We start from the raw sequence: 14,242 nt of genomic DNA, 5'->3' as shown, positions 1-14,242 counted from the left end.
AATCTTAAGGTTGTCTTAAATAAACAGTGGCACCATGGCAACTATCATACTCCCAGGATAGTTGTTATGTCGCTTTTGTCTCTACGCCGGCCGATCATGAGCCGGACGCTGTATCTGATTCTCTTTGCACTGTATATCGGGTTGCTGCTGAACCTCGCGTTCTATCGTCAGGTCTTCACGCTGTTGCCGGTCAACAGCCTGCATAACTGGTTGGTGTTCCTCAGCATGCCGGTGGTCGCGTTCAGCGTGATGAATATCCTCACGACACTGGCCTCTTTCCTTAAGCTCGACCGTCTGGTTATTAGCCTGTTCATTCTGCTCAGCGCTTCGGCACAGTATTTTATCTGGACCTTCGGAGTGGTGATTGACCGCGCCATGATCACCAACATTCTGGATACCACGCCGGCAGAAAGCTTTGCCCTGATGTCCGGCAAGATGGTCCTGACGCTTGGGTTGTCTGGCGTTCTGATGGTCGCGCTGGCCTGGTGGGTAAAAATTGCTAAACCGAAGGCGGTATGGCGCGGCATCCTGATGCGCCTGCTGAATATCGTCGTCTCTGCATTGCTGATTATGCTGGTCGCGGCACTGTTTTATAAAGATTACGCCTCGGTATTTCGCAATAACAAAGAGCTGGTGAAATCACTGAGCCCGTCGAACAGCATCGTGGCAATTAACTCGTGGTACTCCCACAACAAGATGGACAATCTGCCGCTGGTGAAAATTGGCGAAGATGCCACTCAGAAAGCAGAAATGCATCACGGGCCGCGCAAAAATTTAACCATTCTGGTGCTCGGCGAAACCTCACGGGCGCAGAACTTTTCCCTCGGCGGCTACGAACGCGAAACCAACCCACGCCTGAAACAAGACGATGTGGCCTACTTCGCCAACACCACCTCATGCGGTACTGCCACCGCAGTATCAGTACCCTGCATGTTCTCCAATATGCCGCGCGCCCATTATGATGAAGAACTGGCGCACCATCAGGAAGGCGTGCTGGATATCCTGCAACGTGCCGGCGTTCAGGTGCTGTGGAACGACAATGACGGCGGCTGTAAGGGCGCCTGCGACCGCGTACCGCATCAGAATGTCACCGATCTGAATCTGACCGGCCAGTGCATCGATGGCGAATGTTACGATGAAGTGCTGTTCCATAATCTGGAGAGCTACATCGATAATTTGCAACAGGACGGCATTATCGTGCTGCACACTATCGGCAGCCATGGTCCGACGTACTACAATCGCTATCCTGCTGAATTCAAGAAATTTACCCCAACCTGTGAGACCAACGAAATCCAGAGTTGTACCCAGCAGCAGTTGACCAATACTTACGACAACACCATCTTGTATGTCGATTATGTGGTGGATAAAGCCATCAAATTATTGCAGTCAAAGCAGGATAAATTCACCACCAGCCTGGTGTATCTCTCCGATCACGGCGAGTCACTCGGTGAAGATGGGGTCTATTTACACGGACTGCCGTGGTCTATCGCGCCGGAGACGCAAAAACATGTGCCGATGCTGATCTGGCTGTCCCCGGATTACCAGCAGCGCTATGGCGTCTCCAACCAGTGTCTGCAACAGAGAGCTAAAACAGATTCTTATTCTCAGGATAATCTGTTCTCCACCCTGCTCGGGCTGCTGGGGGTCAACACCCACGAGTACCGGGCAACTGACGATATTTTAACGCCATGCAGAAGCGAGGCCGGTTGATGAAAATCTTAGTCATTGAAGACGACGCACTCCTGTTACAAGGGTTGATTCTGGCGATGCAAAGCGAGGGGTACGTCTGCGATGGCGTAGCCACCGCCCATGAGGCCGCGCTGTCTCTTGCCAGCAACCACTACAGCCTGATCGTGCTGGATTTGGGTCTGCCGGATGAAGACGGCCTGCACTTCCTGGCGCGCATGCGTCGGGAAAAATTCACCCAGCCGGTACTGATCCTTACCGCCCGCGACACCGTCGACGATCGGATTAGCGGTCTCGATACCGGGGCAGATGACTATCTGGTGAAACCGTTCGCCCTGGAGGAGCTGAATGCCCGCATCCGCGCCCTGCTCCGCCGCCATAATAACCAGGGCGACAATGAGATGTCCGTCGGCGATCTGCGGCTGAACATCACCCGTCGCCAGGTCTGGTTGGGGGATAATGCGCTGGATCTGACACCGAAAGAGTATGCCCTGCTCTCACGCCTGATGATGAAAGCGGGTAGCCCGGTGCATCGCGAAATCCTCTACAACGATATCTACAGCTGGGACAACGAGCCGGCCACCAACACGCTGGAGGTGCATATCCATAACCTGCGCGATAAAGTCGGCAAGGCCCGTATTCGTACGGTCCGGGGATTTGGCTATATGCTGGTGAAGCAATCAGAGACGGAATAACGCCATGACACTGTTCAATAGTGAAAACTGGACGATGCGTCATCGCCTGCTGCTGACCATTGGCACCATTCTGGTGGTCTGCCAACTGATCAGCGTCTTCTGGCTGTGGCATGAAAGCAAAGAGCAGATCCAGTTGCTGGTGGCTAGCGCCATCGAAGGACATAACAACCAGAAACACGTTGAGCACGAAGTGCGCGAAGCGGTTGCCAGCTTACTGATCCCCAGCCTGCTGATCGTCGGCCTGGCGCTGTACATCAGCATGCTGGCGGTGAGAAAGATCACCCGTCCGCTGTCGACGCTGCAATGTGAACTCGAAAGCCGTACCCCGGACAACCTGCAGCCCATCACCTTGACGGAATCGGTACCGGAAGTGACGGCGGTGACGACGGCCATCAATCAGCTGGTGTCCCGACTAAACCTGACGCTCGACCGTGAACGGCTGTTCACCGCCGATGTCGCCCATGAGCTGCGCACGCCGTTAGCCGGTCTGCGCCTGCACCTGGAGCTGATGGCCAAGGCTCACAACGTCGAGGTGACGCCGCTGATCCAACGTCTGGACCTGATGACCAACAGCATCGCGCAGCTGTTGCAGCTGGCCCGTGTTGGTCAGTCGTTTTCCGCCGGTAGCTATCAGCGTGTTGCGCTGCGCGAAGATGTGATTGAACCGGTTCGTGATGAGCTGGAGACGATGCTCGAACAACGCCAGCAAACGCTGGAAGTCGTCTGCCTGTCTGAGAATGGCTGTGAGGACGTGATTGTCTCCGGCGACGCGACGTTACTGAGGGTGGCGCTGCGTAATCTGGTGGAAAATGCCCATCGCTACAGCCCGACAGAGTCGGTGGTCAGAATCTCAATTCAGGCGGGCGCCACGCCGGTTATCGCGGTGGAAGATCAGGGGCCGGGGATTGATGAAGCGAAAAGCGGTGAGCTGAGCAAAGCCTTTGTTCGCATGGACAGCCGCTATGGCGGAATTGGCCTGGGGTTAAGTATTGTGGCACGCATCGTCCAGCTACATGATGCCCAGTTCTTTTTACATAACCGCCAGCCGGGCCCTGGCGTACGAGGCTGGATTCTGTTTCCAGAAGTCTCACGTCAGAAGGTCAAAACCCACTGATGGAAAAAGGCGACCACCACGATAAACGCACAGGTGACGGCCAGGTATTCACGGAAGTTTGATTTTTGCATGACACTATCCTCAACAGTATGAGGATAGTGTCGCCTGGCAAGATTAAGCTGACATTAAGCCAGCCAGTAAATGCAGCACGAAAGGTAAAAAATCAACGCGCCGTCACACTGTGCTGCCGGTCCAGCGCGATGATTTCCGCAATCCAGGTTACGAAGCGGCAATAAACAGCTCGCGCAGCTGATGCAGCTGGTCACGAATCTGCGCCGCCTCTTCGAACTCGAGGTTCTGCGCGTGCTGCATCATCAACCCTTCCAGTTCGTGAATTTTCTGCTGCAGCGCTTTCGGCGTCAGCACCACTTCCGGGGTATCTGCCTCGACCGGCGAACGTGATTTGCCGCGCCCTTTGGCTTTGGTCTTAGCGATGTTGCTGCCCAGCGCCAGAATATCGACCACTTTTTTATTCAGCCCCTGCGGGGTAATACCGTGCTCTTCGTTATAGCGCTGCTGTTTCTCACGACGACGCTCCGTCTCGCTGATGGCTTTCGCCATTGAAGCGGTGATCTTGTCGCCATACAGAATCGCTTTACCGTTGATATTACGCGCCGCACGGCCAATGGTCTGAATCAACGAGCGTTCGGAACGCAGGAAACCTTCTTTGTCGGCATCGAGGATCGCCACCAGTGAGACTTCCGGCATATCCAGCCCTTCACGCAGCAGGTTGATCCCCACCAGCACGTCAAACTCGCCCAGCCGCAGGTCGCGGATGATTTCCATGCGCTCAACGGTGTCGATATCAGAGTGGAGGTAGCGCACGCGCTCGCCGTGCTCTTCGAGATACTCCGTCAGGTCTTCCGCCATGCGTTTGGTCAGGGTGGTCACCAGTACGCGTTCGTTGATGACCACGCGGGTGCGAATTTCTGACAGCAGGTCATCAACCTGGGTAGCCACCGGACGCACTTCGATAATGGGATCCAACAACCCGGTCGGACGGACCACCTGATCGACCACCTCATCGCCAGATTTTTCCAGCTCATACGGCCCCGGCGTTGCCGACACGTAGATAGTCTGCGGCGCCAGCGCCTCAAACTCTTCAAATTTCATCGGACGGTTATCCAGCGCGGAAGGCAGTCGGAAGCCGTACTCCACGAGGGTCTCTTTACGCGCCCGGTCCCCACGATACATGCCGCCGATTTGCGGGATGGTGACGTGGGATTCATCGATAACCAGCAAACCATCTGCCGGCAGATAATCGAACAGCGTCGGCGGTGGCTCGCCCGGACCACGCCCGGAGAGATAGCGCGAGTAGTTTTCGATGCCGGAGCAGTACCCCAGCTCGTTCATCATCTCGAGGTCAAACTGCGTGCGCTGCGACAGCCGCTGCTCTTCAAGCAGCTTATTGTTGTCCAGCAGCACTTTGCGCCTTTCCGCCAGCTCCACTTTGATCTCTTCCATCGCCTGCACAATACGCTCACGCGGTGTGACGTAGTGCGTTTTCGGGTAGATGGTAAAGCGCGGGATGGTGGATTCAACCTGGCCGGTGAGCGGGTCAAACAGCGACAGTCGTTCGACCTCTTCATCAAACAGTTCGATCCGCAACGCAACGTCGTCTGATTCCGCCGGGAAGACGTCAATTACTTCGCCGCGCACGCGGAAGGTACCGCGCTGGAAGGCCTGATCGTTGCGGGTATACTGCAGCTCCGCCAGCCGGCGCAAAATCGCGCGCTGGTCGATAAGCATCCCGGTAGTCAGGTGCAGCATCATCTTCAGGTAGAGGTCCGGATCGCCCAGGCCGTAGATGGCCGACACCGATGCCACCACCACCACATCGCGCCGCTCAAGCAGCGCCTTGGTCGCCGAGAGGCGCATCTGCTCGATATGTTCGTTCACCGACGCGTCTTTCTCAATGAAGGTGTCAGAGCTCGGCACATAGGCTTCAGGCTGATAATAATCGTAGTAGGAGACGAAATACTCCACCGCGTTGTCCGGGAAGAACTCTTTCATTTCACCGTAGAGCTGTGCCGCCAGCGTTTTGTTCGGCGCCAGCACCATTGTCGGACGCTGGAGATCGGCAATAACGTTAGCGATGGTGAAGGTCTTACCCGACCCGGTCACCCCCAGCAGGGTTTGATGCGCCAGGCCATCTTCCAGCCCTTCTTCCAGACGCCGAATGGCTTCCGGCTGGTCACCAGAGGGACGGAATGGGGAATGCAGCGTGAACGTTTTACTCATATCTCTGACCCTGAAGAAGGATGGTACGCCTGGTGGTATGCGGCAGGTGTTTAATTCTACCCTTCACGCCAGCTTTTGCCAACAAATAATACTGTACATAAAACCAGTGTCGCATTATTGTTTATACTTATCGTGGCGGGAAGATGACTCATTTTGGGGTGAAAGCTGACCATCTTGCAGAATAATCCGCCAGACAGTAGGGTTATCCCCAGAAAAATTTATCATTTAACATTTGTCAAGCAAGGTAATGAATCTTTTATGGCAGCAGGTGACACTTTCCTTACAGCCATTGCTTTTATTCAACTATTTGATATTTAATGATATTAAACAAAAGATGGGTTTCGCGCCAATTCAGCCGCAGGCCGCGTAATCTCTAGCTTACCGCAAGTTCTCTAACTCTAATACACAAGGTTATCCACAGGAATAGTGGATAAGTGTCTGCAGCCCAAGACCACTGCCACCCCGCCGAAATCGACCGGCCGTCAAAAACCAGCGCCTAAAAAAAATTATCGAATTATTTTTGATATTTATCAGCTAAAGACGCCTGCCTTTTTGTTGCTTTCTGCACCATTTTTCATGCGCTTTAGCACCGGGAAAGTGCAACCGTCTCGTTGACCCAGCGCCGTCATGGCCTGTGATACCTGTTCTGACAGAAAAAACCGGAACATCTTTTTCCTGGCAAGAGATTTGCAGAATCTTCATGTCGCTCACTATCCCCGAAAAGGAGAAAACGTCTATGTTGAGTCTACGCGCAGTCAATCAGTACTACGGAAGCCAGCACACACTATGGAATGTCGACCTTGAACTACGGTCCGGCGAGTGCACCTGTGTGATGGGACTTCAGGGAATGGGGAAAACCACGCTCATTAACTGTATCACCGGCCATCTCCCGGTCGCCAGCGGCAGCATGACCTGGCAAGAGATCGGTTCGCCGCCCTGCGATATCACGCCGCTCTCCGCGCAATCCCGGGCGATTATTGGCATCGGCTATGTGCCGCAGGACAAGCGGATTTTTTCACAGCTCAGCGTGGAAGATAATCTGCATATTGCGCTGGCTGCCGGCGGCAACCCCGGGGCGGTGGTGAAAGGTGAGATTTACGATTTATTCCCGGATTTGTACGGTCAGCGCCAGCATAAAGGCGCGATGCTGACCGAGGATGACCAGTACCAGTTGGCGCTGGCCAGAGCGCTGATTGTCCAGCCGCGACTGCTGATTCTCGATGAGCCGTCACGTGGCAGCGGCCATCACTTCATGCATAAACTGGGGGATTTGCTGGTGCGTCTGAACCGCGATATCGGCTTAACGGTGCTGCTCGCTGAACAGCACCTGCCGTTTATTCGTCGGGTGGCGGATCGTTTTTGTCTGCTACACCGTGGGCGTAACGTGGCGCAGGGCAGCGTTATTCAGCTGGATGAACCGCTGCTGGCGCAATGGATGACGCCTGATCCAGCACGTTAAGGTCAATATACTGTCCGAGGTCGTCGCGCTGCGCGGCGTCCGAAAGCCACGGAATCTCCCCCAAAAACGGCGTCGGCAGCAGGCGTTTCAGGGTCGCCAGATACTCGGTATGGCGCCTGCCCGGCGGCTGAATATCGTTGGCGATCCAGCCGACTAACGGCAGCCCCGCCTGGCGTACCGCCTGAGCGGTGAGCAGCGCATGGTTGATGCACCCCAGTTTGATGCCCACCACCAGAATAACCGGCAGGTGCTCATCGCGCACCCAGTCGGCAAAGGTCAGCGTAGGAGATAGCGGCGTGAACCAGCCGCCAGCACCTTCCACCAAGACCCACTCGGCAAGATTTTCCAGCTCGCGCAGACCGGCAGACAGCGCCCCGGCCGTAATCGGCCTCCCCTCGTCGGCGCTCACGATATGCGGTGACGTCGGTTCCTCGAAGGTCAGCGGGTTCACCTGGGCGTAGCTCAGCGCCACGGCGCTGTTGCGCTGCAACGCCAAAGCATCGTCATTGCGCAGCCCCTGCGCCGTCAGCTCGCTTCCGGACGCTACCGGCTTATAGCCCGCGCTTTTCAGCCCCGACAGCTTCGCCGCCTGCAATAACGCGCAGCTGGAGATGGTTTTCCCGACTTCAGTGTCGGTTCCGGTGACAAAAAAACGTTTAGTCACGTTCGATGACTCCTGTAAAAAGATGGTACGTCAGCGGGCACTGGCCCTGCTGTTGTGGCCATGCCAGCTGCAGTTGATGTAATTTTCCCCGGCTCAGCGGTGCGGTATGGCGCCCTTGATGCAGATGCGTGGCGCCGATCCCTTTCAACGAGCGCATCGCGCTCAGGGCATCGGCAAACGGCAGGCTGATCTCATGGACCTGCCCGACGGCCCGCCGCCCACCCAGTGCCTCGCGCACCGCCTGCTCGCTGAGAAAGCGATTGGCATGTGGGTGGTTATCGATGGCGCGCCAGGCCTGATTCAGCTCCGGCAAGGAGCCGGACAGCAACGTGGTAAATGCCACCTTGCCGCCGGGACGCACCACCCGGCACAGCTCGTCAATAGCGCCAACAAGGCTGTCGCACCACTGCACCGCCAGGTTGCTCCACGCCAGATCGACGCAGGCATCAGGCAGCGGCAGCGACTCGATATCGCCCTCCACGTAATGGTCGGCGCACTGGTCATGCCGCGCCTGGGCCAGCATTTCAGCCGAAAGATCCAGTGCGGTGACCTCGCTTCCCGCCTCGCGCCAGTAGCGGCTCATGCTGCCAGGACCGCAGCCGGCATCCAGCACCGCAGTAAAGACCCGACCATTGAGCTGGTTCAGCAGGCGCGCGGCGCTGATGCGCTGGAGCGCGTCGTGTTGCGAATAATGGCTGGCCGCCCGGCCAAAGGCTGCGGCAACCGCGTGTTTATTGACCCTCGCCATGCAGCACCTCCAGCAGTCGGCTGATATCAGTGTCGTCGTGCGCGGCGGTCAGCGTCAGGCGCAGGCGCGCGCTTCCCGCCGGTACCGTCGGCGGACGAATGGCCGTTGCCCAGCAGCCCTGTTCACGCAGACGCGCCGCCAACCGTAAGGCCCGGCCGTTGTCACCGACAATCAGCGGTTGAATCGCGCTGCGTGATGCGCTCAGCATCCCTGGGAATGTGGCCATGCCGTCGCGGAACTGCGCCACATGACGAGCCAGTTTTTCCCGCCGCTGCTGACCATCATCGCTGCGGATCACCGCCAGCGCGGCGCTCAGCGCCACTGCCTGAGCCGGCGGCATCGCGGTGCTGTAAATCAGGTGACGGGCAAACTGCAGCAGATAGTCTGCCAGCGCGTCGTCACACAACACCGCCGCGCCGCTGACGCCAAAAGCTTTACCGAAGGTCACCACCAGCAGCTCAGGGCGGACGTTCTGCACATGGCAACTGCCGCGCCCCTCCTCGCCCACCACGCCAATCCCGTGGGCATCATCCACCAGCAGCCAACCGTCCGCGGCCCGGGTAGCCTGAGCAATGGCGGCGAGCGGAGCGCTGTCGCCATCCATGCTGAATACCCCTTCCGTCACCACCAGCTGTTGTCCCGCCAGTGGCTTGTTCAGTAATTCGCTCAGTTGCTGCACGTCGTTGTGCGCAAAACGCCTGAGCGCTGCCGGACTCAGGCTGGCGGCTTCCAGCAGAGAAGCATGGCTCAGCCGGTCCGCCACCGTGCGGTCGTCCTTGCCGAGCAGCGCGGCAATCAGCGCCTGATTGGCGGCAAATCCGGAGATAAACAGCAGCGCGCGCGGATAGCCCAGCCACTCCGCCAGCGACGCTTCCAGCTGGCGATGCGCCTCGCTGTAGCCGCTGACATGGCCGGAGCCGCCGCTGCCAACACCGTAGCGCATCGCCCCTTGCTGCCAGGCGGCGATAATTTCCGGGTGTTGACTCAGCCCGAGATAATCATTGCTGGAGAAATTGAGCCAACGCTGGCCGTCGCGGGTAAGCCAGCGTCCGGCTCCCTGCTCCACCGGCTGACGGCGGCGAAAGGCATCGGCCTCCCGTCGTTCGCTCAGCGCCTGGTCAATACGTTGCTGCCAGCTCATAGCGCCGCCGCGTTGTAATATTCCTCAGTGTCCGGAGTACGTAATACCTGCTCGAGGCGCTGCTGCTGTTCGTTATCGCCTTCCAGAACCGCCGTCTGTTGCGGATTAAGTCCGAGCTTGCGGAACAGCTGCAGGTCTTTGTCCTCTTCCGGGTTTGGTGTGGTCAGCAGTTTGCAACCGTAGAAAATCGAGTTGGCGCCAGCCATAAAGCACATCGCCTGGGTCTGCTCGCTCATCTGCTCACGTCCAGCGGACAGTCGCACATAGGAGGATGGCATCATGATGCGCGCCACCGCGATGGTGCGAATAAAATCAAAGGCATCGACGTCGTCGTTATCGGCCAGCGGTGTCCCCTTAACCTTGACCAACATGTTGATAGGGACGCTCTCCGGCGGCGTTGGCAGGTTGGCCAGTTGCAACAGCAGCCCGGCGCGGTCTTTCTCCGTTTCGCCGAGGCCGACGATCCCGCCTGAACAGACCTTAATCCCGGCATCGCGCACTTTGTCGAGGGTATCCAGACGCTCCTGGTAGGTACGGGTGGTGATGATGTTGCCGTAGAATTCCGGCGAGGTATCCAGGTTGTGGTTGTAGTAGTCCAGACCGGCTCCCGCCAGACGCTGTGCCTGGTCATCGGTCAGGGTGCCGAGGGTCATACAGGACTCCAGCCCCATCGCCTTGACTCCTTTGACCATCTGCTCGAGATACGGCATATCGCGCTCGTGCGGGTTTTTCCACGCGGCCCCCATGCAAAAACGGGTTGAGCCGGCGTTTTTCGCCTGACGCGCTGATTCCAGCACCTGCTCCACTTCCATCAGGCGCTCAGATTCCAGCCCGGTTTTGTAGCGTGCGCTCTGCGGACAGTATTTGCAGTCTTCCGGGCAGGCGCCGGTTTTAATCGACAGCAGCGTACTGACCTGGACCTGGCGCGGGTCAAAGTGCTGGCGATGGATCTGCTGCGCTTCAAACAGCAGATCCAGGAATGGTTTATTAAATAACTCAGTAACTTGCGACATTGTCCAGCGTGCGTGGTGAGCCATTGGCCTCTCCAAAGGGTTTTGTTAATTGTCGGTTCGGTTTATACTCGTAAACCTAAATGTTTTCAGAATGGTTTACAAGTCGCTTATGACAACGGACGATCTCGCCTTCGATCGGCGCCACATCTGGCACCCCTATACCTCAATGACTTCCCCTTTGCCGGTTTATCCGGTGGTGGCTGCTCACGGCTGCGAGCTGTCCCTCGCCAGCGGTGAGCAGCTGGTTGATGGCATGTCGTCATGGTGGGCGGCGATCCACGGCTATAATCACCCGCGCCTGAACGCGGCGATGAAAACGCAGATTGACCAGATGTCACATGTGATGTTTGGCGGCATCACCCACCCTTCGGCAGTCGCACTGTGCCGTCAGCTGGTGGCGATGACCCCGGCATCGCTGGAGTGCGTGTTCCTCGCCGACTCCGGCTCGGTTGCGGTGGAAGTGGCAATGAAAATGGCCCTGCAGTACTGGCAGGCGAAAGGCCAGCCGCGCCAACGGTTTTTGACGTTCCGCAACGGCTACCACGGCGATACCTTTGGCGCAATGTCGGTCTGCGATCCGGACAACTCCATGCACAGCCTGTGGCAGGGCTATCTGCCGGATAACCTGTTTGCCCCGGCGCCCCAGAGCCGCTTTGACGGGGAATGGGATGAGCGGGATATGGTGGCATTTGCCCGACTGATGGCGGCCCATCGCGAAGAGATTGCCGCGGTGATCCTCGAACCGGTAGTCCAGGGGGCGGGCGGAATGCGGATGTACCACCCGCAGTGGCTGAAGCGCATTCGTCAGATGTGCGACCGTGAAGGCATCCTGCTGATTGCCGATGAGATCGCCACCGGATTTGGCCGTACCGGCAAGCTGTTTGCCTGCGAACACGCGGGAATTGCGGCGGATATTCTGTGTCTCGGTAAAGCGCTGACCGGCGGGACCATGACGCTATCGGCCACTCTGACCACCCGGGACGTTGCGGAGACCATCAGCAATGGTGAAGCAGGCTGCTTTATGCACGGCCCGACGTTTATGGGCAACCCGCTGGCCTGCGCGGTGGCCACTGAAAGCCTGAGCATCCTCCAGACCGGCGAGTGGCAGCAGCAGGTGGCGGCCATTGAAACACAGCTCAACGCCGAGCTGGCCCCGGCGCGGGAATCACCGCTGGTGGCCGATGTCCGGGTGCTGGGCGCCATCGGGGTGGTGGAGACGCGCCGCCCGGTCAACATGGCAGCGCTGCAACGGTTCTTTGTCGAACAAGGGGTGTGGATCCGCCCGTTTGGCCGCCTGATTTACCTGATGCCTCCGTACGTTATCGCCCCGCAGCAGTTGACGCGTCTGACCCAGGCGGTGAACGCCGCGGTGCGGGAAGAAATATTTTTTAGCGAATAAGCAGCGGAAAGTGACCGTCAACGGGACTACACTTCGTTGTTAATCAGTAGATTATCCCGGAGGAGACGGTATGAAATTAATCAGTCACGATCTGCAAGATGGCGGCAAACTGCCTCAACGCCATGTGTTTAACGGCATGGGCTACGAGGGCGGCAATCTGTCGCCGCATCTGGCGTGGGACGAGGTTCCCGCGGGTACCAAGAGTTTTGTGGTGACCTGTTTCGACCCGGACGCGCCAACCGGCTCCGGCTGGTGGCACTGGGTGGTGGTGAATCTGCCCGCCGGGACGCGCGAGCTGGCGCAGGGCGCCGGTTCCGCTCAGCCATCCCTACCTGCAGGTGCCCTTCAGACCCGCACCGATTTCGGCCTGCCGGGCTACGGCGGCGCGGCGCCGCCGAAGGGAGAAAGCCATCGCTATATCTTTACCGTACATGCGCTGGACGTAGAGACGCTGGATGTCGATGAAGGCGCCAGCGGCGCGATGGTTGGCTTTAACGTCCATTTCCATTCATTGGGCAGCGCATCCCTCACCGCCCTGTTTATCTGATACTCGTCATGTAGCCCCGGTAAGCGCTGTGCTACCGGGGAGTCACTCAGGTTGAAGATGATTGCCCTGGCTCCGGCGCAGGCAACGCCGCGCGGTTTTTGACTTTCGCATACCAGATAATCGTCAGCAGCCCCAACCAGACCAGACCGGCGATCAGCGCGATACGCGTCTCTTCGACCATGCCCAGCACCGCAATAACCATCCCCATAAACAGCAGCGTCAGCAGCGGTGCCACCGGCCAGAACGGCACCGGGAACTCAATCTGCTGACGCTCTTGTGCCGACAAACCGCGACGCATGGCGAAATGCGACAGCAGGATCATCAACCATACCCACACCGTGGCAAATGCCGCCAGGGAGGCAATCAGCACGAACACCTGCTCCGGCATCAGGTAGTTCAGCACCACCGCCGCCAGCAGCGCCACGCCCATCACCACCACCGTCATCCACGGCACGCCGTTGCTGGCGATGCGCAGGAAGCTTTTCGGCGCCATCCCCTCTTTGGCCATGCCGTACATCATGCGACCGGCGCCAAAGATATCGCTGTTAATCGCCGAAATACTGGCGCTGATGACGATGATATTCAGGATGGTTGCCGCCGCAGGGATCCCCAGGCCGCTAAAAATCAACACGAAAGGACTGCCCTGCTCACCGAAGCTGTTCCACGGGAAAATCGCCATCAGGATCGCCAGCGTACAGACGTAGAACAGCACGATACGCAGCGGGATGGTATTGATGGCCTGCGGGATCACCTTCTTCGGGTTCTGCGCTTCGGCGGCGGTGACGCCGATAATTTCAACGCCACCAAAGGCGAACATCACGATCCCCAGCGAGGCGATTATCCCCTGCCAGCCGTTCGGGGCAAAACCGCCGTGGCTCCACAGGTTTTCCAGTCCGGTCGCCGGGAAGCTGTTACCAAAGCCAAAGAAGATGATGCTGCCGCCCGCGACGATCATCGCGATAATCGCCACCACTTTCACCAGCGACAGCCAAAACTCCATTTCGCCGAAGATGCGCACGTGGCACAGGTTCATCGCGCCGATGAAGAAGATAATGCTCAGCACCCAAATCCAGCGCGGCACATCGGGGTACCAGAGCCCCATGTAGATACCAAACGCGGTGACGTCCGCCAGAGCGACGATCACCATCTCGAAGGTGTAGGTCCAGCCGGTAATAAACCCGGCCAGCGGCCCAAGATACTGCCGGGCATAGCTACCGAAGGAGCCGGAAACCGGCTGGCGTACCGCCATTTCCCCCAGCGCACGCATGACGATAAATACTGCCAGGCCGCCGATCAGATAGGCCAGCAGTACCGCCGGTCCCGCGGCTTTGATCGCGGCCGAAGAACCATAAAACAGCCCGGTCCCGATAGCGGAACCCAGCGCGATAAAACGAATATGTCGGGCATTCAGCCCGCGCAGCAGGTGTGGCTTTTGTGGCGATGGTTGTTGTTGCATATGCGAGTGTCCTGATAATTTTTGTATGACGACAAATATGCGTGTAGGACGGTCGGGGGGACGTTATCCCCCCGACACG

Annotated in this window: 12 protein-coding genes; 6 read left to right on the top strand and 6 right to left on the bottom strand. The window is 58.0% G+C overall.

Annotated features, from left to right (window positions below; all coding sequences use genetic code 11):
• Positions 1–66 precede the first annotated feature (66 nt).
• From eptA to pmrB, 3 genes are read left to right on the top strand one after another with little or no spacing between them, the layout of a single operon-like run.
• Positions 67–1,710, top strand: coding sequence for a phosphoethanolamine transferase EptA (gene eptA, locus ACMYSO_RS21535; RefSeq protein ID WP_434667679.1), 1,644 nt, complete (start codon positions 67–69; stop codon positions 1,708–1,710).
• Positions 1,710–2,381, top strand: a complete 672-nt coding sequence (gene pmrA, locus ACMYSO_RS21530; protein ID WP_174508433.1) for a two-component system response regulator PmrA — start codon at positions 1,710–1,712, stop codon at positions 2,379–2,381. The genes eptA and pmrA overlap by 1 nt, the downstream gene beginning before the upstream one ends.
• Before the next feature lie 4 nt (positions 2,382–2,385).
• Positions 2,386–3,495 carry a two-component system sensor histidine kinase PmrB gene (gene pmrB, locus ACMYSO_RS21525; RefSeq protein WP_434667676.1) on the top strand — a complete coding sequence of 370 codons (1,110 nt, stop codon included), beginning with the start codon at positions 2,386–2,388 and terminating at the stop codon, positions 3,493–3,495.
• A gap of 219 nt (positions 3,496–3,714) precedes the next feature.
• Here pmrB and uvrB read toward each other — a convergent pair whose 3' ends face one another.
• Positions 3,715–5,736, bottom strand: coding sequence for an excinuclease ABC subunit UvrB (uvrB, locus tag ACMYSO_RS21520; RefSeq protein ID WP_434585843.1), 2,022 nt, complete (start codon positions 5,734–5,736; stop codon positions 3,715–3,717).
• Positions 5,737–6,472: 736 nt separating this feature from the next.
• Here uvrB and ACMYSO_RS21515 point away from each other — a divergent pair.
• A complete protein-coding gene (locus ACMYSO_RS21515) occupies positions 6,473–7,195 on the top strand; it encodes an ABC transporter ATP-binding protein (protein ID WP_434585844.1) in 723 nt (240 codons plus the stop codon).
• On the opposite strand, the gene bioD is transcribed toward ACMYSO_RS21515, so the two are convergent.
• Genes bioD through bioB form a run of 4 tightly spaced genes read right to left on the bottom strand, consistent with a single transcriptional unit; the run spans position 7,137 to position 10,785 of the window.
• Positions 7,137–7,859 carry a dethiobiotin synthase gene (bioD, locus tag ACMYSO_RS21510; protein WP_434667674.1) on the bottom strand — a complete coding sequence of 241 codons (723 nt, stop codon included), beginning with the start codon at positions 7,857–7,859 and terminating at the stop codon, positions 7,137–7,139. The genes ACMYSO_RS21515 and bioD overlap by 59 nt on opposite strands.
• The gene (gene bioC / locus ACMYSO_RS21505) at positions 7,852–8,607 is read right to left on the bottom strand and encodes a malonyl-ACP O-methyltransferase BioC (protein WP_434667671.1); all 756 of its coding nucleotides are present in this window, start codon (positions 8,605–8,607) and stop codon (positions 7,852–7,854) included. Before bioC ends, bioD begins: the two co-directional genes overlap by 8 nt.
• A complete protein-coding gene (gene bioF, locus ACMYSO_RS21500) occupies positions 8,591–9,748 on the bottom strand; it encodes an 8-amino-7-oxononanoate synthase (protein ID WP_434667668.1) in 1,158 nt (385 codons plus the stop codon). Before bioF ends, bioC begins: the two co-directional genes overlap by 17 nt.
• Positions 9,745–10,785: a biotin synthase BioB gene (gene bioB / locus ACMYSO_RS21495; RefSeq protein WP_434667666.1), complete on the bottom strand. Its 1,041-nt coding sequence runs from the start codon at positions 10,783–10,785 to the stop codon at positions 9,745–9,747. The genes bioF and bioB overlap by 4 nt, the downstream gene beginning before the upstream one ends.
• 85 nt (positions 10,786–10,870) lie before the next feature.
• Here bioB and bioA point away from each other — a divergent pair, with 85 nt between their 5' ends.
• Positions 10,871–12,160, top strand: coding sequence for an adenosylmethionine--8-amino-7-oxononanoate transaminase (gene bioA / locus ACMYSO_RS21490; RefSeq protein WP_434667664.1), 1,290 nt, complete (start codon positions 10,871–10,873; stop codon positions 12,158–12,160).
• Positions 12,161–12,230: 70 nt separating this feature from the next.
• Positions 12,231–12,707 carry a kinase inhibitor gene (locus ACMYSO_RS21485; protein WP_434667662.1) on the top strand — a complete coding sequence of 159 codons (477 nt, stop codon included), beginning with the start codon at positions 12,231–12,233 and terminating at the stop codon, positions 12,705–12,707.
• A 46-nt stretch (positions 12,708–12,753) separates the two neighbouring features.
• On the opposite strand, the gene ACMYSO_RS21480 is transcribed toward ACMYSO_RS21485, so the two are convergent.
• Complete coding sequence (locus ACMYSO_RS21480; protein ID WP_434667660.1) at positions 12,754–14,163, bottom strand: amino acid permease; 1,410 nt, start codon at positions 14,161–14,163, stop codon at positions 12,754–12,756.
• Positions 14,164–14,242: the final 79 nt, after the last annotated feature.

The sequence above is a fragment of the Klebsiella sp. B345 genome (genome assembly GCF_051131735.1).
In the GTDB taxonomy this organism is placed as follows: domain Bacteria; phylum Pseudomonadota; class Gammaproteobacteria; order Enterobacterales; family Enterobacteriaceae; genus Klebsiella.
Note: the sequence above shows the minus strand (reverse complement) of the source record. Positions and strands in the feature narration are given on the sequence as shown.